Annotated in this window: 11 protein-coding genes, 26 tRNA genes and 3 rRNA genes; 2 read left to right on the top strand and 38 right to left on the bottom strand. The window is 40.5% G+C overall.

Features of this window, described 5'->3' with window-relative positions; translation table 11 throughout:
* Window positions 1-15: 15 nt before the first annotated feature.
* The 38 genes from nagA to bcp all read right to left on the bottom strand — a co-directional run bounded on the left by nagA (window position 16) and on the right by bcp (window position 16,574).
* Window positions 16-1,185 carry an N-acetylglucosamine-6-phosphate deacetylase gene (nagA, locus tag SHYC_RS04605; protein WP_039644856.1) on the bottom strand — a complete coding sequence of 390 codons (1,170 nt, stop codon included), beginning with the start codon at window positions 1,183-1,185 and terminating at the stop codon, window positions 16-18.
* A 15-nt stretch (window positions 1,186-1,200) separates the two neighbouring features.
* A complete protein-coding gene (gene trmL / locus SHYC_RS04600) occupies window positions 1,201-1,671 on the bottom strand; it encodes a tRNA (uridine(34)/cytosine(34)/5-carboxymethylaminomethyluridine(34)-2'-O)-methyltransferase TrmL (RefSeq protein WP_039644854.1) in 471 nt (156 codons plus the stop codon).
* Between the two features lie 2 nt (window positions 1,672-1,673).
* The gene (gene queG, locus SHYC_RS04595) at window positions 1,674-2,801 is read right to left on the bottom strand and encodes a tRNA epoxyqueuosine(34) reductase QueG (protein ID WP_039644853.1); all 1,128 of its coding nucleotides are present in this window, start codon (window positions 2,799-2,801) and stop codon (window positions 1,674-1,676) included.
* A gap of 165 nt (window positions 2,802-2,966) precedes the next feature.
* On the bottom strand, window positions 2,967-3,689 hold the full coding sequence (locus SHYC_RS04590) for an amino acid ABC transporter ATP-binding protein (protein ID WP_039644852.1): 723 nt from the start codon (window positions 3,687-3,689) through the stop codon (window positions 2,967-2,969).
* On the bottom strand, window positions 3,682-5,139 hold the full coding sequence (locus tag SHYC_RS04585; protein WP_039644850.1) for an ABC transporter substrate-binding protein/permease: 1,458 nt from the start codon (window positions 5,137-5,139) through the stop codon (window positions 3,682-3,684). Before SHYC_RS04585 ends, SHYC_RS04590 begins: the two co-directional genes overlap by 8 nt.
* 140 nt (window positions 5,140-5,279) lie before the next feature.
* A complete protein-coding gene (locus SHYC_RS04580; protein ID WP_039644849.1) occupies window positions 5,280-6,338 on the bottom strand; it encodes a PTS sugar transporter subunit IIC in 1,059 nt (352 codons plus the stop codon).
* Window positions 6,339-6,511: 173 nt separating this feature from the next.
* Window positions 6,512-6,595, bottom strand: a tRNA-Leu gene (locus SHYC_RS04575).
* A gap of 39 nt (window positions 6,596-6,634) precedes the next feature.
* Window positions 6,635-6,709, bottom strand: a tRNA-Gly gene (locus SHYC_RS12200).
* 23 nt (window positions 6,710-6,732) lie between these two features.
* Window positions 6,733-6,807: transfer RNA gene (locus SHYC_RS12195), tRNA-Gly, on the bottom strand.
* A gap of 16 nt (window positions 6,808-6,823) precedes the next feature.
* Window positions 6,824-6,898 (bottom strand) — tRNA-Cys (locus tag SHYC_RS04565).
* An 8-nt stretch (window positions 6,899-6,906) separates the two neighbouring features.
* A tRNA-Gln gene (locus tag SHYC_RS04560) sits at window positions 6,907-6,978 on the bottom strand.
* Window positions 6,979-6,994: 16 nt separating this feature from the next.
* Window positions 6,995-7,067, bottom strand: a tRNA-His gene (locus tag SHYC_RS04555).
* Between the two features lie 2 nt (window positions 7,068-7,069).
* Window positions 7,070-7,143, bottom strand: a tRNA-Trp gene (locus SHYC_RS04550).
* A 9-nt stretch (window positions 7,144-7,152) separates the two neighbouring features.
* Window positions 7,153-7,236: transfer RNA gene (locus tag SHYC_RS04545), tRNA-Tyr, on the bottom strand.
* Window positions 7,237-7,240: 4 nt separating this feature from the next.
* Window positions 7,241-7,316: transfer RNA gene (locus SHYC_RS04540), tRNA-Thr, on the bottom strand.
* A 12-nt stretch (window positions 7,317-7,328) separates the two neighbouring features.
* Window positions 7,329-7,401, bottom strand: a tRNA-Phe gene (locus tag SHYC_RS04535).
* A 10-nt stretch (window positions 7,402-7,411) separates the two neighbouring features.
* Window positions 7,412-7,488, bottom strand: a tRNA-Asp gene (locus SHYC_RS04530).
* Window positions 7,489-7,498: 10 nt separating this feature from the next.
* A tRNA-Met gene (locus tag SHYC_RS04525) sits at window positions 7,499-7,572 on the bottom strand.
* Between the two features lie 22 nt (window positions 7,573-7,594).
* Window positions 7,595-7,687, bottom strand: a tRNA-Ser gene (locus SHYC_RS04520).
* Window positions 7,688-7,696: 9 nt separating this feature from the next.
* Window positions 7,697-7,770, bottom strand: a tRNA-Ile gene (locus SHYC_RS04515).
* 29 nt (window positions 7,771-7,799) lie between these two features.
* Window positions 7,800-7,873, bottom strand: a tRNA-Met gene (locus tag SHYC_RS04510).
* A 29-nt stretch (window positions 7,874-7,902) separates the two neighbouring features.
* A tRNA-Ala gene (locus tag SHYC_RS04505) sits at window positions 7,903-7,978 on the bottom strand.
* 22 nt (window positions 7,979-8,000) lie between these two features.
* Window positions 8,001-8,074: transfer RNA gene (locus tag SHYC_RS04500), tRNA-Pro, on the bottom strand.
* A 14-nt stretch (window positions 8,075-8,088) separates the two neighbouring features.
* Window positions 8,089-8,162: transfer RNA gene (locus SHYC_RS04495), tRNA-Arg, on the bottom strand.
* A gap of 12 nt (window positions 8,163-8,174) precedes the next feature.
* Window positions 8,175-8,263, bottom strand: a tRNA-Leu gene (locus SHYC_RS04490).
* A 7-nt stretch (window positions 8,264-8,270) separates the two neighbouring features.
* Window positions 8,271-8,345 (bottom strand) — tRNA-Gly (locus tag SHYC_RS04485).
* A 4-nt stretch (window positions 8,346-8,349) separates the two neighbouring features.
* Window positions 8,350-8,431, bottom strand: a tRNA-Leu gene (locus SHYC_RS04480).
* 5 nt (window positions 8,432-8,436) lie between these two features.
* Window positions 8,437-8,512, bottom strand: a tRNA-Lys gene (locus tag SHYC_RS04475).
* A 5-nt stretch (window positions 8,513-8,517) separates the two neighbouring features.
* A tRNA-Thr gene (locus tag SHYC_RS04470) sits at window positions 8,518-8,593 on the bottom strand.
* 8 nt (window positions 8,594-8,601) lie between these two features.
* Window positions 8,602-8,677, bottom strand: a tRNA-Val gene (locus tag SHYC_RS04465).
* Window positions 8,678-8,686: 9 nt separating this feature from the next.
* Window positions 8,687-8,801: ribosomal RNA gene (rrf, locus tag SHYC_RS04460) — 5S ribosomal RNA — on the bottom strand.
* 242 nt (window positions 8,802-9,043) lie between these two features.
* Window positions 9,044-11,970 (bottom strand): 23S ribosomal RNA (locus SHYC_RS04455).
* A gap of 290 nt (window positions 11,971-12,260) precedes the next feature.
* Window positions 12,261-12,336: transfer RNA gene (locus SHYC_RS04450), tRNA-Ala, on the bottom strand.
* A 14-nt stretch (window positions 12,337-12,350) separates the two neighbouring features.
* Window positions 12,351-12,427: transfer RNA gene (locus SHYC_RS04445), tRNA-Ile, on the bottom strand.
* A gap of 85 nt (window positions 12,428-12,512) precedes the next feature.
* Window positions 12,513-14,064 (bottom strand): 16S ribosomal RNA (locus SHYC_RS04440).
* The 16S, 23S and 5S rRNA genes sit together here with 26 tRNA genes alongside, the layout of an rRNA operon.
* Before the next feature lie 549 nt (window positions 14,065-14,613).
* Window positions 14,614-15,075, bottom strand: coding sequence for a peroxide-responsive transcriptional repressor PerR (gene perR, locus SHYC_RS04435; RefSeq protein ID WP_039644847.1), 462 nt, complete (start codon window positions 15,073-15,075; stop codon window positions 14,614-14,616).
* Window positions 15,076-15,159: 84 nt separating this feature from the next.
* Complete coding sequence (locus SHYC_RS04430) at window positions 15,160-16,110, bottom strand: phosphoglycerate dehydrogenase (RefSeq protein ID WP_039644844.1); 951 nt, start codon at window positions 16,108-16,110, stop codon at window positions 15,160-15,162.
* Window positions 16,111-16,115: 5 nt separating this feature from the next.
* Window positions 16,116-16,574: a thioredoxin-dependent thiol peroxidase gene (bcp, locus tag SHYC_RS04425; protein WP_039644842.1), complete on the bottom strand. Its 459-nt coding sequence runs from the start codon at window positions 16,572-16,574 to the stop codon at window positions 16,116-16,118.
* A gap of 80 nt (window positions 16,575-16,654) precedes the next feature.
* Between bcp and SHYC_RS04420 the strand changes: the two genes are divergently transcribed.
* Window positions 16,655-17,956: a glutamate-1-semialdehyde 2,1-aminomutase gene (locus SHYC_RS04420; RefSeq protein ID WP_039644839.1), complete on the top strand. Its 1,302-nt coding sequence runs from the start codon at window positions 16,655-16,657 to the stop codon at window positions 17,954-17,956.
* A gap of 341 nt (window positions 17,957-18,297) precedes the next feature.
* Entirely contained in the window at window positions 18,298-19,395 is a 1,098-nt protein-coding gene (locus SHYC_RS04415; RefSeq protein ID WP_039644836.1) for an FUSC family protein, read from the top strand.
* Window positions 19,396-19,401 lie beyond the last annotated feature (6 nt).

Genomic DNA, 19,401 nt, shown 5'->3' with positions numbered 1-19,401 from the left:
TCGTACACTCCTCTATTATGCATTCTTGTCATTAACATTATTAAATACATACCCCATCTTGATTGTTTTTAAAACATTTATATCGTCATCTAAAATAACGATATCCGCGTGTTTACCTTCACGTAAACTTCCTTTTTGATGAAGTATATTTAATGTCTTAGCTTGATTATAACTTGTTACACGCCATAAATCTTCTAAGGACTGTTGGGTGAATTCAATTAAATTTTTTAAGCCTTCATTCATTTTTAATATACTACCTGCAAGTGCCCCATTTTCAAGTCGTGCAGTTCCATTGGTAACAGTCACATTTTGTCCGCCTAAATCGTATACCCCAGGCCCTAATCCTTTAGCACGCATTGCATCAGTGATTAAATACATATGCGATGTGCCTTTCATTTTAAATGCAATATCAACAGAAGCTGGATGAGAGTGTATGCCATCTCCTATGAGTTCACAACGTAAAAATGGGTTTGTCCATGCTGCTCCAAACACACCTGGATTTCGATGCGTATAAGGCGTAGCAGCATTGTACAAATGTGTCACATGTTTAACACCACATTGAACTGCTTCATTTGCTTCATCAAAGGTCGCTACCGAGTGTCCTATAGAAAAAATAATATTTTGACGAAAAGCTTGAATAACGTCATGCGCACCTTCTACTTCAGGAGCAATTGTAATAATTTTAATTAATTGATTCGCCGCTTCTTGAAAAGATTCAATTTGAGCAATCGTAGGACGTTGGACATATTTAGGGTTTTGCGCTCCTACCTTATTTTCTGAAATAAAAGGTCCTTCCAAATGTACACCTAGGATTTCTGCTTCTTGTGCAGTTTGATGTTGTTGATAGTGTGCAATCGTATGTAAAGCATCAATAATAGCATCATTGGATTGCGTCATCGTTGTTGCAAGATAACTTGTTGTCCCTTCCGTCAATAAATTTTTAGATAAGTGTTTTAACCCTTCTTCATTCGCATCCATTGCATCTTGGCCATATCCACCGTGAATGTGAACATCAATAAAACCAGGCAAAATATGACTTCCTGAAACATTAATAACTTCAAGATTACCTTCGTATGGCTCATGACCAATTGACACAATAAGGTGATCTTTAACTTTTATATAACCGTTTTCAATGACACCATCTTCAGTATAAATCTTGCCGCCTTGAATAATGTACTCTACCATAGCCGAACTCCTTTTTTATTGTAAATTAGGATATCCTTGTTGTCTTAAAGCTTCATAAATTAAAATTGCAGCTGTATTTGATAAGTTTAGTGCTCTCACATTATCATTCATAGGAATACGCATTGCAGTGTTTTGATACGTTTCTTTAACCCAGTCTGGTAAACCAGTCGTTTCTTTACCAAATATAAAGTAATGATTTGTTTGTGTGTCAGAAAAATCTAAAGACGTGTGGTTTTTCGAACCAAATTTTGTTAATAAGTAATATTCTCCTTCAGTGGATTCGAAAAAAGCTTCTATACTATCGTGATATGTAATGTTTACAAATTGCCAATAATCTAACCCAGCACGGCGCAACATTTTATCATCCGTACTAAAACCTAACGGGCGAATTAAATGTAAGTGGGTATCTGTAGCTGCACACGTACGTGCAATATTTCCTGTATTTGCAGGTATTTCAGGTTGATATAATACAACATGAATTGTCATTTTTATAGTCTCCTCATTTCTAAACCTTTTTTCATTTCTAATTGAACTTCCTCTAATTCATTATCGTACTGCGACATAATAAAGTCTTTAGCCGCATCCCCCAATATTTGACCAATCGCCCAATAAGCTGTCCCTCTTATCATAGGGCGGGGATCATTTTTGGCAACTTCTTTTAATTCTGGTATAGCAGACGTTTCATTGAAATGTGCTAAAGCTATGATTGCATTACGTTGAATTGGTTTTTTTCCACGCCATGCTCCAGCTAAGTGTCCATACGTCTGTTTAAATTCTTTATTAGACATTTGTAAAAGTGGAACTAATTTAGGTTTCAATATTTCTGGCTCAAGAATAATATCTTCTTGTTCTGTATTAATCCCTCTATTTTTTGGACATACTTGCTGACACGTATCACATCCATAGAGACGATTGCCTATCTTATATCGATATTCATCTTTTAAATAACCTTTTGTTTGGGTTAAAAAGCTAATACATTTTTGACTATTCAATTGACCGTCACCAACCAATGCACCAGTTGGACAACGATCAACACAAATGGTACATGTACCACAACTATCCAAAATTTGCTCATCAGGAGGGAAAGGTAAGTTGATTAACATTTCGCCAAGATACGTCCATGTGCCGAGCTCAGGATTAATGACAAAACCATTTCGACCCGTAAACCCTAAACCAGCACGTTCAGCTACAGCACGATCTGACAAAACGCCAGTATCCACCATAGACATCATTTCTGCTTCAGGGACTTTCGATTGAATAAATAGAGCTAAATCATTTAACCTTCGACGCATTATGGAATGATAGTCTTGACCCCATGAAGCACGCGCAAACATCCCTCTTCGCTCACCCCGAACACTTTTCGGTGCACCTTTAAGCTTATTGGGATAACCCACTGCAATCGCTATAATAGATTGCGCTGAGGACATGGACAACTTAGGATCCACTCTTAATGAAATGTCGGATTCTTCAAAACCAGACGCATACCCTTTCTCATGGTATTCAATCAACTTGTTTTTCAGTTCATCAAATGGATCAGCCGTGGTAAATCCAATATCATCAATGCCAATTTGATGTGCATAGTCTATAATTTCTTGTTTTAACTTAACATAATCCATTTCATTCACCTCACAAAGTCACGCTATTATTTTACCATAATTTTATAAGGTCTCTTCAGAAAAATGTTTTTAATAATTCATAATTACTTCATTAAAGCAAGCTCACTAAAAAAAGTGTTCCTTAGAAAACTCTCATCTAAGAAACACTTGATTTTAGTGCCATATTTACATTACACGTTTTAAGAAATTTTGTGTACGCTCATGTTGTGGCTTTTGAAAAATTGCTTCAGGTGGACCTTCTTCTATTACCACACCATCAGCCATAAAAATAACGCGATCACTGACATTTCTTGCAAAATCCATTTCATGCGTTACCACAACCATTGTCATCCCTTCTTTTGCTAATGATTTCATTACATTTAATACTTCTCCTACAACTTCAGGGTCTAAAGCTGATGTAGGTTCATCAAAAAGCATAACTTTAGGATTCATTGCTAATGCACGTGCAATTGCTACCCGTTGCTTTTGTCCACCAGACAACTGACTCGGATAAGCATTTGCCCTCTCCTTAAGGCCTACTCTATCTAATAAATGTAAAGCCTGCGTATTTAAATTCGATTTCGTTCCCTTTTTAAGAAGACTAGGAGCTAAAATAATATTATCAATTACTTTTTTGTGTGGAAATAAATTGAAATTTTGAAATACCATCCCCATGTCTTGACGTAACATATCAATTTTAGTCCCTTTATCTGTCAAATCTTTATTTTCAAAGATAATACGTCCTTGGGAAGGTGTTTCTAAAAGATTCATGCAACGTAATAGCGTACTTTTCCCACTACCTGATGGACCAATAATGGCTACAACTTCACCTTTATTTATATTTAAGTCTATGCCCTTTAAAACATCTTGTTTACCAAAAGATTTGTATAGTTTTTCTATTTTAATCACTAACTTTCAATCTCCCTTCAAATACATTCATAAGTCTAGACAAAGTAAATGTTAAAATGAAATATAAAATTGCCGCTACTAATAATGGCGTAAATGGATCAAAAGAAGCTCCTTGCACAACTTGTGCATTAAACATAATTTCACTAACACCAATGACTGAGATTATGGAAGATTCCTTAATTACTGTTACGAATTCATTACCTAATGCAGGCAAAATATTTTTAATTGCTTGAGGCATAATGACACTCTTCATCGTTTGAGCATAATTTAAACCTAAACTACGTGATGCTTCCATCTGACCTTTATCGACTGCATTAATACCAGCACGGATAATTTCAGCAATGTATGCTGAGCAATTAATGACTAATGCGATTGCCCCACATATAAAGGCAGAAATGTCTAAGCCTAAAACAGCAGTTGTACCAAAATATACAAGAAAGACTTGAACTAATAATGGTGTTCCTCTAATAAATTCAATATACGCTGAAGCAAACCATTTTAACGGTTTAATAGAACCAATTTTCATTAATGCAAATAATGCACCAAAAACTGCCCCGAATACTACACCGATCAATGAAATTAAAATCGTATTTGTTAAACCTGTAACAAAAAAGTTTCCATATTTTGTAAAAAAGTTCCCTTCATCTTTCATAGCGTCTGCAGCTTTGTCTTCAAATTGAGAAATTAAATTCTTTTCGTCCACTTCTTTAATCGTGCGATTCACCTTATTTAATAACTCAGGTGAATTTTTAGGTACTGCAATCGCAGTTTCCCTCTTAGAATCAGCAAAAGAGGCTTTAGAAAAAGTTAAGTCATCATTTTGTTTTAAATAAGCAGTCCCTACAGCACTATCTAGCACAATAGCATCCAATTTATTACTTTTAAGAGACAATATAACTTCTGGAACACGTGTGAGCGATTGTACCTCCGCATCTTGAATTTCAGAACGTGCTAGCTCTTCTTGTGTAGTCTGTTTTTGTGCTCCAATTCGTTTTCCTTTTAAATCATCTAACGTTTGATATTTCTTTTGATCTTTTTTCCGTATAATTACTTTTTGATCAACAACCATATAAGAATTAGAAAAATCCACTTCTTGTTTACGTTCATCTGTTGGCGTCATACCAGAAATAATGAGATCAATTTTTCCAGTCTTAAGCGCCCCTAGGAGACTATCAAATTGCATATTCACTATTTTTAGTTTTACCCCATTATCATCCGCAATTTTCTTAGCTAGTTCTATATCAATACCGGCATATTCACGTTGACCATTCACTGTTCTTTCAAACTCCATGGGCGCGTAATCAGCTGACAAACCAACACGCAATTCCCCTCTCGCTTTAATTTTATTCCATTGATCATTTTGCGATGCTTGTGATTCTGGAATCAACATCGTTGCGAATAACACCATGATGATAATGACAACAGTGATGCACTTCCCTAAGTATTTCATTGAATAACCTCCCTTTAAATAATATTCATTATTATACATTTATGTGTAAGTTTATGCAATGAAAATTTAAAAAAAGAGATAACGCTTTTTTAACGTTATCCCTAAATATAGTTAGGTTCTAAATATTAAATAAAGATATTTTATTGTTTTGGTATTTCAAAACGATAAATATCATCAGAATAACCTGGTATCCATTTTTTACACACTTGATGTACGAGAAATCCTAAGGTAAAAGGAACAATTAAATAACCAAAAGTTAATAATAAAATATTCATTACTGGATCACCTGTCATACGTGAGAACGCATTAAGCGGACCGACTAAACCAGTATAGCCAAATCCTGCAGACATAGGTGTTCCTTTAATACCTATTAAATATGTGAGTGTCCCAGTGATTGCACCATTAATAGCTAAAGGAACCATAATTATGGGATGCTTTAAATAAACTGGAATCATCATTTTAGCAGCACCAATAAACAGTACGATATTAACACCTAATTTATTAACACCTAATGAGCCAAATATGAATGTTACACATGCAGCAACAATCCCCATATTACCAGCACCACTGCCAAGACCATCTAATGAAATTGCAGTGGCAATGGCTACAACTGAAATTGGTGTAACCATGAGCAATGCAAATGTCATAGAAATAAGAATACACATCATTAAAGGATTTAAATCAGTAAATGATTGAACCATAGCACCTATAGCTTGAGTGACTTTACGCACATGTGGTAAAACTGTTAATCCTACAACACCACTAAGTACAGGAATTAAAACAGGTAAAATTATCATCTCAAGTGAACCAAATTTATCTTTTAAAATTAAAAATAAAAAACAAGCTAATATCACTACTAAAATAATATTAATGATATCACCAATACCTTGAAGAAAAATTTGGCCATTTTTATATTGAATTGCACCTGATCCTAACATCGCGGATATGCCAGTTATCACAACACCAGGACCCGAAAATTTAAACGCATGAGCAGCCAGTGCGCCAATAATAAAAGCCATAAATGATTGTATTATTAATACAAGTTGATACATCAGTTCTAATGTAGGTTGACCTTCTTTAAAAAACTTCAAAAATTCCCCTAGTAAGGCATTAGGCAGCAATGCAATGACGACACCCGCACCAACAGCATTAAGAATATTCGTAAAAAATTGCTTTTTTTCTTGATTTGATTTTGGCAATGTTGCCCCTCCTAAAAAATTAATATATCCATCATAATATATTCAAAGTCTCTTCACAATCACAAGTGTACTATTTCTCTATATTAATTGTAGAATTCCACACCATTAACAAACATATAAAATAAAAGGCGAATAAAAAAAGCCGCAGTAGCTGCGACTTTTAAATAATGGAATACCGGTGGTCGGGGTCGAACCGACACGTCTGTAAAGACACAGGATTTTGAGTCCCGCGCGTCTGCCAATTCCGCCACACCGGCAATGTACAAAAAAACTCCCATTTCTTTGGAAGCAAATTTTGGAGCGGAAGATAGGATTTACACCTATACCTCTTTCCGGGAAGGAAAGTGTTCTGAGAGTTGAACTACTCCCGCATGTTTGATAATTATAAATATTATGGAGCGGAAGACAGGATTTACACCTGTACCTCTTTCCGGGAAGGAAAGTGTTCTGAGAGTTGAACTACTCCCGCATAGTTAGAATTAAAATGGAGGCGGCAACCGGATTTGAACCGGTGAATAGAGGTTTTGCAGACCTCGGCCTTACCACTTGGCTATGCCGCCAAAAGGAACTGGGCTAGCTGGATTCGAACCAGCGAGTGACGGAGTCAAAGTCCGTTGCCTTACCGCTTGGCTATAGCCCATTAATTTAAAATAAAGGGCGGCTGATGGGAATCGAACCCACGAATGTCGGAACCACAATCCGATGCGTTAACCACTTCGCCACAGCCGCCATGGCAGGGGCAGTAGGAATCGAACCCACATCAAAGGTTTTGGAGACCTCTATTCTACCGTTGAACTATGCCCCTATGCATATATGGTGGAGGGGGGCAGATTCGAACTGCCGAACCCGAAGGAGCGGATTTACAGTCCGCCGCGTTTAGCCACTTCGCTACCCCTCCATCATGGTGCCGGCCAGAGGACTTGAACCCCCAACCTACTGATTACAAGTCAGTTGCTCTACCAATTGAGCTAGGCCGGCAAAATAAAAAAGTGGTTCAGGACGGAATCGAACCGCCGACACAAGGATTTTCAGTCCTTTGCTCTACCGACTGAGCTACTGAACCATTTTTTAAATGGCGGTCCCGACGGGAATCGAACCCGCGATCTCCTGCGTGACAGGCAGGCGTGTTAAACCGCTCCACTACGGGACCTAAAAAAATATTGCGGGAGGCGGATTTGAACCACCGACCTTCGGGTTATGAGCCCGACGAGCTACCGAACTGCTCCATCCCGCGTTAATAGAAATGTAAATACAAATGGCGGAGGAAGAGGGATTCGAACCCCCGCGAGCCGTTAAGCCCCTGTCGGTTTTCAAGACCGATCCCTTCAGCCGGACTTGGGTATTCCTCCAAAATTATATGGACCTTGCAGGACTCGAACCTGCGACCGAACGGTTATGAGCCGTTAGCTCTAACCAACTGAGCTAAAGGTCCGAATAATCATTTCTATCAACTAGTAATAGTGGCGGCGGAGGGGATCGAACCCCCGACCTCACGGGTATGAACCGTACGCTCTAGCCAGCTGAGCTACGCCGCCGTAAAAAGTTGGTTGATATTAATTTTAAATGGTGGAGACTAGCGGGATCGAACCGCTGACCTCCTGCGTGCAAAGCAGGCGCTCTCCCAGCTGAGCTAAGCCCCCATATAAGTATTATGATAAGAAGTCGGGAAGACAGGATTTGAACCTGCGACCCCTTGGTCCCAAACCAAGTGCTCTACCAAGCTGAGCTACTTCCCGTAAAGCTATGGTAGCGCGCCCGATAGGAGTCGAACCCATAACCTTTTGATCCGTAGTCAAACGCTCTATCCAATTGAGCTACGGGCGCATATTTAAATCATGGTGCCGAGGACCGGAATCGAACCGGTACGGTGATCTCTCACCGCAGGATTTTAAGTCCTGTGCGTCTGCCAGTTCCGCCACCCCGGCAAAATAATGGAGCAGAAGACGGGATTCGAACCCGCGACCCCAACCTTGGCAAGGTTGTATTCTACCGCTGAACTACTTCTGCTAAATGCGGGTGAAGGGAGTCGAACCCCCACGCCGTAAGGCGCTAGATCCTAAGTCTAGTGCGTCTGCCAATTCCGCCACACCCGCATAAATGGTGAGCCATAGAGGATTCGAACCTCTGACCCTCTGATTAAAAGTCAGATGCTCTACCAACTGAGCTAATGGCTCTCACATGGTGCCGGCCAGAGGACTTGAACCCCCAACCTACTGATTACAAGTCAGTTGCTCTACCAATTGAGCTAGGCCGGCTATTAAAATGGTGGAGAATGACGGGTTCGAACCGCCGACCCTCTGCTTGTAAGGCAGATGCTCTCCCAGCTGAGCTAATTCTCCAATATGTATGCTTGGCAACGTCCTACTCTCGCGGAACGTAAGTCCGACTACCATCGGCGCTAAAGAGCTTAACTTCTGTGTTCGGCATGGGAACAGGTGTGGCCTCTTTGCTATTGTCACCAAACAATGTTTTACTTCGTGTCAAACGTTCGCATTCGTCTTCATCGCTACGTCATCACTCAGTTGTTTACGGTAAGTAAACGCCTTCGATCTTTCTTGCGATTCATAGACTTCAAACGTTTTCACTTCGTAAAATACGGTGTGTTAAACGTTCGTATTCGAACATGTCACTTCGTAAAATGAATGATTATACATTCAAAACTAGATAGTAAGTATTGTTTCACAAGCATCACCTTATGAACTAAATTGATTAAGTCTTCGATCGATTAGTATTCGTCAGCTCCACGTATCGCTACGCTTCCACCTCGAACCTATTAACCTCATCATCTCTGAGGGATCTTATAACCGAAGTTGGGAAATCTCATCTTGAGGGGGGCTTCATGCTTAGATGCTTTCAGCACTTATCCCGTCCATACATAGCTACCCAGCTATGCCGTTGGCACGACAACTGGTACACCAGAGGTATGTCCATCCCGGTCCTCTCGTACTAAGGACAGCTCCTCTCAAATTTCCTACGCCCACGACGGATAGGGACCGAACTGTCTCACGACGTTCTGAACCCAGCTCGCGTACCGCTTTAATGGGCGAACAGCCCAACCCTTGGGACCGACTACAGCCCCAGGATGCGATGAGCCGACATCGAGGTGCCAAACCTCCCCGTCGATGTGAACTCTTGGGGGAGATAAGCCTGTTATCCCCGGGGTAGCTTTTATCCGTTGAGCGATGGCCCTTCCATGCGGAACCACCGGATCACTAAGTCCGTCTTTCGACCCTGCTCGACTTGTAGGTCTCGCAGTCAAGCTCCCTTATGCCTTTACACTCTATGAATGATTTCCAACCATTCTGAGGGAACCTTTGAGCGCCTCCGTTACTCTTTAGGAGGCGACCGCCCCAGTCAAACTGCCCGCCTGACACTGTCTCCCAACTCGATAAGAGTTGCGGGTTAGAAATCCAATACAATTAGGGTAGTATCCCACCAATGCCTCCACGTAAGCTAGCGCTCACGCTTCTAAGGCTCCTACCTATCCTGTACAAACTGTACCGAATTTCAATATCAGGCTACAGTAAAGCTCCACGGGGTCTTTCCGTCCTGTCGCGGGTAACCGGCATCTTCACCGGTACTATGATTTCACCGAGTCTCTCGTTGAGACAGTGCCCAAATCGTTACGCCTTTCGTGCGGGTCGGAACTTACCCGACAAGGAATTTCGCTACCTTAGGACCGTTATAGTTACGGCCGCCGTTTACTGGGGCTTCGATTCGTAGCTTCGCTAATGCTAACCACTCCTCTTAACCTTCCAGCACCGGGCAGGCGTCAGCCCCTATACGTCACCTTACGGTTTAGCAGAGACCTGTGTTTTTGATAAACAGTCGCTTGGGCCTATTCACTGCGGCTCTTCGAAGCGTGAACCTCAAAGAGCACCCCTTCTCCCGAAGTTACGGGGTCATTTTGCCGAGTTCCTTAACGAGAGTTCGCTCGCTCACCTTAGAATTCTCATCTTGACTACCTGTGTCGGTTTGCGGTACGGGCACCAATCTTCTAGCTAGAGGCTTTTCTTGGCAGTGTGAAATCAACGACTCGAAGAAAACATGTTTCTTCTCCCCATCACAGCTTGACCTTAATGAGTGCCGGATTTGCCTAACACTCAGTCTTACTGCTTAGACGTGCACTCCAACAGCACGCTTCGCCTATCCTACTGCGTCCCCCCATCGCTTAAAACGAATCATGGTGGTACAGGAATATCAACCTGTTATCCATCGCCTACGCCTGTCGGCCTCAGCTTAGGACCCGACTAACCCAGAGCGGACGAGCCTTCCTCTGGAAACCTTAGTCAATCGGTGGACGGGATTCTCACCCGTCTTTCGCTACTCACACCGGCATTCTCACTTCTAAGCGCTCCACATGTCCTTGCGATCATGCTTCAACGCCCTTAGAACGCTCTCCTACCATTGTCCTAAAGGACAATCCACAGCTTCGGTAATATGTTTAGCCCCGGTACATTTTCGGCGCAGTGTCACTCGACTAGTGAGCTATTACGCACTCTTTAAATGATGGCTGCTTCTAAGCCAACATCCTAGTTGTCTGGGCAACGCCACATCCTTTTCCACTTAACATATATTTTGGGACCTTAGCTGGTGGTCTGGGCTGTTTCCCTTTCGAACACGGACCTTATCACCCATGTTCTGACTCCCAAGTTAAATTATTTGGCATTCGGAGTTTGTCTGAATTCGGTAACCCGAGAGGGGCCCCTCGTCCAAACAGTGCTCTACCTCCAATAATCATCACTTGAGGCTAGCCCTAAAGCTATTTCGGAGAGAACCAGCTATCTCCAAGTTCGATTGGAATTTCTCCGCTACCCTCAGTTCATCCGCTCACTTTTCAACGTAAGTCGGTTCGGTCCTCCATTCAGTGTTACCTGAACTTCAACCTGACCAAGGGTAGATCACCTGGTTTCGGGTCTACGACCAAATACTCATTCGCCCTATTCAGACTCGCTTTCGCTACGGCTCCACATTTTCTGCTTAACCTTGCATCAGATCGTAACTCGCCGGTTCATTCTACAAAAGGCACGCCATCACCCATTAACGGGCTCTGACTACTTGTAAGCACACGGTTTCAAGTTCTCTTTCACTCCCCTTCCGGGGTACTTTTCACCTTTCCCTCACGGTACTGGTTCACTATCGGTCACTAGAGAGTATTTAGCCTTGGGAGATGGTCCTCCCAGATTCCGACGGAATTTCACGTGCTCCGCCGTACTCAGGATCCACTCAGGAGGGTATATGTTTTCGACTACAGGATTATTACCTTCTATGATTAACCTTTCCAGGTTATTCGTCTAACATATTCCTTTGTAACTCCGTACAGAGTGTCCTACAACCCCAACAAGCAAGCTTGTTGGTTTGGGCTCTTCCCGTTTCGCTCGCCGCTACTCAGGGAATCGATTTTTCTTTCTCTTCCTCCGGGTACTAAGATGTTTCAGTTCTCCGGGTCTACCTTCTCACATGCTATGTATTCACATGCGGATAACACGACATAACTCGTGCTGGGTTCCCCCATTCGGAAATCTCTGGATCACAGCTTACTTACAGCTCCCCAAAGCATATCGTCGTTAGTAACGTCCTTCATCGGCTTCTAGTGCCAAGGCATCCACCGTGCGCCCTTAATAACTTAATCTTTATGATGTTTTGGCAATCGTTTGCATTCGGCTTCATCGCGGCACAAATCACTCAGTTGCTTACGGAAGTAAGCGCCTTCGCTCTTGTTTGCGATTCATAGACTGACAAACGTTTTCAAAACATCTGTCATCCGAAGTAAACATTAACCAACATCCACCAGTTATTAATTATTGTGAGTCGTCTGTCGACGACTAGCGATAATTTTTTGTTTCAAGCTTTTCGCTTGTCACTCGGTTTTGCTTGGTAAAATCTATACTTACTTATCTAGTTTTCAATGTACAATTTAAATGGTGGAGACTAGCGGGATCGAACCGCTGACCTCCTGCGTGCAAAGCAGGCGCTCTCCCAGCTGAGCTAAGCCCCCAAAAATTATTTAAATGGTGGGCCTAAGTGGACTCGAACCACCGACCTCACGCTTATCAGGCGTGCGCTCTAACCAGCTGAGCTATAGGCCCCTGTTAAACAACCATTCAAAACTGAATACAATATGTCTTCGTTATTCCGTATCGCCTAAGGCGATATTCCGTATATTATCCTTAGAAAGGAGGTGATCCAGCCGCACCTTCCGATACGGCTACCTTGTTACGACTTCACCCCAATCATTTGTCCCACCTTCGACGGCTAGCTCCAAAATGGTTACTCCACCGGCTTCGGGTGTTACAAACTCTCGTGGTGTGACGGGCGGTGTGTACAAGACCCGGGAACGTATTCACCGTAGCATGCTGATCTACGATTACTAGCGATTCCAGCTTCATGTAGTCGAGTTGCAGACTACAATCCGAACTGAGAACAACTTTATGGGATTTGCTTGACCTCGCGGTTTTGCTGCCCTTTGTATTGTCCATTGTAGCACGTGTGTAGCCCAAATCATAAGGGGCATGATGATTTGACGTCATCCCCACCTTCCTCCGGTTTGTCACCGGCAGTCAACTTAGAGTGCCCAACTTAATGATGGCAACTAAGCTTAAGGGTTGCGCTCGTTGCGGGACTTAACCCAACATCTCACGACACGAGCTGACGACAACCATGCACCACCTGTCATTTTGTCCTCCGAAGAGGAAAACTCTATCTCTAGAGCGATCAAAAGATGTCAAGATTTGGTAAGGTTCTTCGCGTTGCTTCGAATTAAACCACATGCTCCACCGCTTGTGCGGGTCCCCGTCAATTCCTTTGAGTTTCAGTCTTGCGACCGTACTCCCCAGGCGGAGTGCTTAATGCGTTAGCTGCAGCACTAAGGGGCGGAAACCCCCTAACACTTAGCACTCATCGTTTACGGCGTGGACTACCAGGGTATCTAATCCTGTTTGATCCCCACGCTTTCGCACCTCAGCGTCAGTTACAGACCAGAAAGCCGCCTTCGCCACTGGTGTTCCTCCATATCTCTGCGCATTTCACCGCTACACATGGAATTCCACTTTCCTCTTCTGCACTCAAGTTTTCCAGTTTCCAATGACCCTCCACGGTTGAGCCGTGGGCTTTCACATCAGACTTAAAAAACCGCCTACGCGCGCTTTACGCCCAATAATTCCGGATAACGCTTGCCACCTACGTATTACCGCGGCTGCTGGCACGTAGTTAGCCGTGGCTTTCTGGTTAGGTACCGTCAAGATGTGCACAGTTACTTACACATATGTTCTTCCCTAACAACAGAGCTTTACGATCCGAAGACCTTCATCACTCACGCGGCGTTGCTCCGTCAGGCTTTCGCCCATTGCGGAAGATTCCCTACTGCTGCCTCCCGTAGGAGTCTGGACCGTGTCTCAGTTCCAGTGTGGCCGATCACCCTCTCAGGTCGGCTACGTATCGTCGCCTTGGTAAGCCGTTACCTTACCAACTAGCTAATACGGCGCGGGTCCATCTATAAGTGACAGCAAGACCGTCTTTCACTGTTGAACCATGCGGTTCAACATGTTATCCGGCATTAGCCCCGGTTTCCCGGAGTTATTCCAGTCTTATAGGTAGGTTACCCACGTGTTACTCACCCGTCCGCCGCTAACGTCAAAGGAGCAAGCTCCTCATCTGTTCGCTCGACTTGCATGTATTAGGCACGCCGCCAGCGTTCATCCTGAGCCAGGATCAAACTCTCCATAAAAGAAGTAAGCTTGATATAGCTCGTTGATTGCTTAAGCCAATCACTCTTGAAAGTACGTTACGTACTCAAAATTATTGGAATTAACGTTGACATATTGTCATTCAGTTTTCAATGTTCGTTTATTTCTTTTTAAACCGTTACAATAATCAATTATACTTCGTTTTAAATTCTGTGTCAAGAAAAATTTTAAAACTTTTTAATTGGTTTGTTTTCAGTTTGTTGTTTCAACATTATATATTTTATAATGTTATCTCTAAACTTACAAGCGTTAATTTTACACTTTTAATACTTTTTTCAAAAAGTTAATGCGTGATTAACGTTGTTTGCTTGTCGTATCTTAGCGACTTTTATATCTTACCAACGGATCCCTTTCCCGTCAACATAAAATACCAAGAAAATATACTAAAAATCACTCTAGATTGGAAATGTAACACCAAAAGTGTGAATCATTGTTTTTTTATTGTAAAACTCCTTTACTATATATTAACGAAATAAAAAAGAATCTTAAACGCGTTCCCGTTTAAGATTCTATATGTTTCAATGAACTGCCTATTCATCATTATCTTGACTTTCTTTGCATTCTTGACAAATACCATATATTTCCATTCGATGGTGTGTAATATTAAAATCCGTTACGTGTTGTGCAAGTTTTTCGATTTCACTTAAAGAAGGATAATGGAAATCTACTATTTTGCCGCATTTTTCACAAATAACGTGATAGTGGTTTTGTGTATCGAAATCAAAGCGACTCGATGCATCGCCATAGGTTAACTCTTTAACAATACCAGTCTTTTTAAAAACTTTAAGATTATTATATATGGTTGCAACACTAATATTAGGAAAATCAGGTGATAATGATTGATATATTTCATCAGCAGTTGGATGTGTTTTTGAATGTATCAGAAAATTTAAGATTGCTTGGCGTTGAGGTGTAATGCGGACACCCGCTTCACGCAACGTCGCAAGAGAGTCATTTAACTGATGTTCATAAGTTTCCATTTCTGCAGCCATTGTATTCACCCGTCTTTCTACATAAGAATAATTATTACTTAATATTAATATAATGGTTGCAATTTGCTTATGTCAATGATTTCGTTAATATCCTTTATTTAAATCCACTATATTCTCAATTAGCTCTCCTTTATTGAGAAAATGAGTGAGATTACGCATAAATATATTCGTTGCTTGTTTTTTATTATTATCACTATTTCCTGTAATATGACTTGTCAAAATTACGTTATTTAAATCATATAATTCCGAATGTGATGGCAGTGGTTCTTCTTCAAATACATCTAAATAGGCTTTTCGGATCAAATCCTTTTTCAACGCATGAACAAGTACATCTTCTTTAACAATGCTGCCACGACCTAAATTGATAAATAACGTATGGGGTTGCATCTCCTCAAAATCTCTGGCAGTAAGCAAATATTTCGTTTTTTCTGTTTCTGGTAAAACATTTACGATAATATCAGCTTTTTTGTAACAACCCATTTTTTCATGAATCGCATAGGTTTCATCAAAACCATTCGCTTCATGGCCAGATGTATTTAAACCAATGGTTCTCATGCCAAATTGTTGCGCAATATTAGCTGCTTTTTGTGGGATTACACCTGTCCCTAAAAACAAAATCGTTTGATTTTTAAGCGTTGGTGTCATTCGTTTATGGTTATAAGTTTTATTTTTCTGCTCTTCATACGCTTCTTTTAATGCTTTATAATCATCTAATATAAATGCAAACATAAATTCCGTTAACTGTTGGGCATGCACACCTTTTGCATTCGTGAGTAAAATATCCTTTGATTTCAGTTGCTTCAATGGTAGCGCATTTACTCCCGTCGCATACCACATAATCCATTTCAAGTTTTGCGCACCTTCTAAAAATGCTTCGTTAACATCTGCATGATACGATAACAGCACATCCATTTTCGCTTTGGACTCTTCTGGCAAAAAAGATGGATGTTTATAGAATTCAAAGTTTACATCAGGAAATTGTGTTTTCAATCGCTCCTCTTCCTCACCTAAACGCATTAAGCTAACTACACGCACATCAATCACCCCTCAAGAATAGATTTCAACTTGGCCATTTGTTCTTTGACCTTTACTTTTTCAATCACATCAATCACATCGCCTTTTTCATCAATGACAAAGGTCGTACGTACGATACCCATCGTTTCTTTGCCAAATGTTTTCTTCAATTGATACACGCCCGCTGCTTTTGATAATTCAAAATCCTCATCCACCAACAAATCAAAGGTCAATTGATGTTTCTCAATGAAATTTTGGTGTTTACGTTTAGAATCGCCACTTATACCTAAAACTTTAACATTTAAATCGTTAAAATAACTTAAATTGTCTCTGAAATCGCACGCTTCCGTTGTGCATGTAGGTGTATTGTCACGTGGATAAAAGTAAAGTATTACTTTTTTACCTTTTAATGAAGCTTTTGTAATTTTTTCTCCTTTTTGATTTTCAAGTTCAAACTCTGGAAATTGTTCACCTTTTGTTATCATAATACGCCCTCTTTCTTCAATTGTTTTATTTTATGATACGATATGAAATGAAAATATTAAATAAAAGAGGCTGATAAATTATGAAGTTTACAAATAGTGAAGCTTTGCAACATGAATCAAACGAATATATTTTAGGCGGTGTCAATTCCCCTTCCCGCTCTTATAAAGCAGTCGGAGGTGGCGCCCCTGTGGTTATGAAAAAAGGTGAAGGTGCTTATTTATATGACGTAGATGGCAATCAATATATCGACTACCTACAAGCATATGGTCCTATCATCACCGGTCATGCCCATCCTCATATTACAAAAGCCATTCAAGAGCAAGCAGCTCTCGGTGTACTTTATGGAACACCTACGGAATTAGAAATTACTTTCGCTCGTAAATTGCGTAGTGCTATTCCGTCTCTGGAAAAAATTCGTTTTGTTAACTCTGGAACTGAAGCAGTTATGACCACGATACGTGTGGCACGTGCGTATACAAAACGTAACAAAATCATTAAATTTGCAGGTTGCTATCATGGGCATTCCGATTTGGTATTAGTGGCCGCAGGGAGTGGACCTTCTCAACTCGGCTCTCCCGATTCTGCAGGTGTTCCTAAAAGTGTTGCACAAGAAGTTATTACGGTACCTTTCAATGACATCAACGCATTTAAAGAAGCAATGGCTCATTGGGGCGACCAAGTAGCAGCTGTACTTGTAGAACCAATTGTCGGAAATTTCGGTATGGTAGAACCTCAACCCGGATTTTTACAAAATGTGAATGATATTACGCACGAATATGGCGGTCTAGTCATTTATGATGAAGTTATCACAGCGTTTCGTTTTCATTATGGCGGTGCGCAAGATTTATTAGGTGTTTTTCCAGATCTTACAGCTTTCGGAAAAATCATAGGTGGCGGCCTGCCTATTGGTGGTTACGGTGGCAGACAAGACATAATGGAGCAAGTTGCGCCGTTAGGACCAGCCTATCAAGCAGGTACTATGGCAGGTAATCCATTATCTATGCGTGCAGGAATTGCATTGCTTGAGGTATTAGAGCAAGATGGCGTTTATGAAAAATTGGATCAACTCGGTAAACGTTTAGAAGATGGTCTGCAGGCGGCTATCGATAAATACGCCATCAAAGCGACTATAAACCGTATCCGTGGTGCATTAACAGTCTATTTCACCGATGAAAAAGTAACGCATTATGATCAAGCCGATCAATCAGATGGCGCACAGTTTGCACAATTCTTTAAAGCGATGTTATATCAAGGCATTAATCTTGCCCCTTCTAAATATGAAGCTTGGTTTTTAACGACTGAACACACTGAAGCCGATATTGATAAAACAATTGAAGCAGCTCATAAAGCTTTTCAGCAATTGTCTCGCAAATCACAATAAATTGTAATATGATTTGAATAAGAAAATGATTGACATAGAATAGTCGGTAAACCATCTTACAATAATACAAAGCGTTGTATGTGTCTACTTTAATTTTAAATCTATGTCAATCCTCACATTTATTGTCATAGTATAAGTATTTTGTAAATTTATTGAAACGGACATGATAAACGTCTATGACCATTCCATACATTTGAGTCCGTTACTGTAATGGTACGATTAGTACATGCTGTATAACATCGTCAGTACTTTAACAACTACCTGTGTAAATGATGGTTTTTCAATTGAATACAATTGGCTTTATTATGCAACTATATCGTCTAATTAAAGGAGTGCATAATTTGAAATTAGGTGCAAGAATATTAAAAACCGGAATTGCCATCATTCTTGCAGTCTCAATTGCATCATTACTCCCTTCGTCAGCAGGAATGAAAACCGTAGCCGGTATTGCTGCAGTTGTAGCTATGCAACCTAGTGTTTATCGAACGTTTAAAACGATTGTTGATCAATTTCAAGGGAACATCATTGGTGCATTGTTAGCAGTCACGATGGTCACTATTTTTGGTAATAATATTGTTATTATGGGTGCAACAGTAATTTTACTTATTGCGATTTTATTTAAATTAAACATTGCACATGTAGCCACTTTAGCTACTGTTACAGCATTAATCATTATGGGTCAACACGACGGTTCATTTTACATGTCAGCGTTTTATCGATTTGTACTTGTGATGATTGGCGTATTAAGTTCATTTATTGTAAACTTAACCTTTTTACCCCCAAAATTCGAGACTAAAATATACTACAATTCACTCAATATCACCACAGATATCTTTAAATGGTTTAATTTGGTTCTAAATGATGCGACAGAATTCAACTATGTAAAACAAGACTTGGAACAGTTGCGCCAACGTGTTGTTAAATTAGAACAACTATTTGAAATTTATAAAGAAGAACGCTCTTTAATACCTAAACATGCGCGTGCACAAACACGTAAAAAGATACTATTCAAAGAATTAGTACTTTCCACTCGAGATGCATATGATGTTTTGCGCCGAATGAATCGCTATCAAAATGACTTGTTGAATTTGAGCGAGTCTTTGTTTTTACAAATTAAACTTGAAGTGGATGAATTGAGTCAGTTTCACGAGCAGATTTTAATTAGTATTACAAAAAAAGCTAAATTCGAAAATCCCGAATTCCAAAGTCACGTTACAAATCCTTTAAAAAAAGATTTGCTTACTGCCTACCAAGAAGCGTTTCAATCTAACACTTCTTCCGAACAAAAAGATTTTAATACAAATGTTATTCATGTTATTGCAGCTTTAGAGGAATACCGTTATAACCTTGAGCATTTAAATCGTTTAAGAAGTAGTTATTTTAAATATCATAGCAATGACCCTGACATTGATATTATTAAAGAAGATTTTGATTTATAACTATAA

Origin of the sequence: Staphylococcus hyicus, from assembly GCF_000816085.1 — a bacterium.
Classification (GTDB): Bacteria; Bacillota; Bacilli; order Staphylococcales; family Staphylococcaceae; genus Staphylococcus; species Staphylococcus hyicus.
This window is presented reverse-complemented; position numbering and strand designations above follow the sequence as displayed.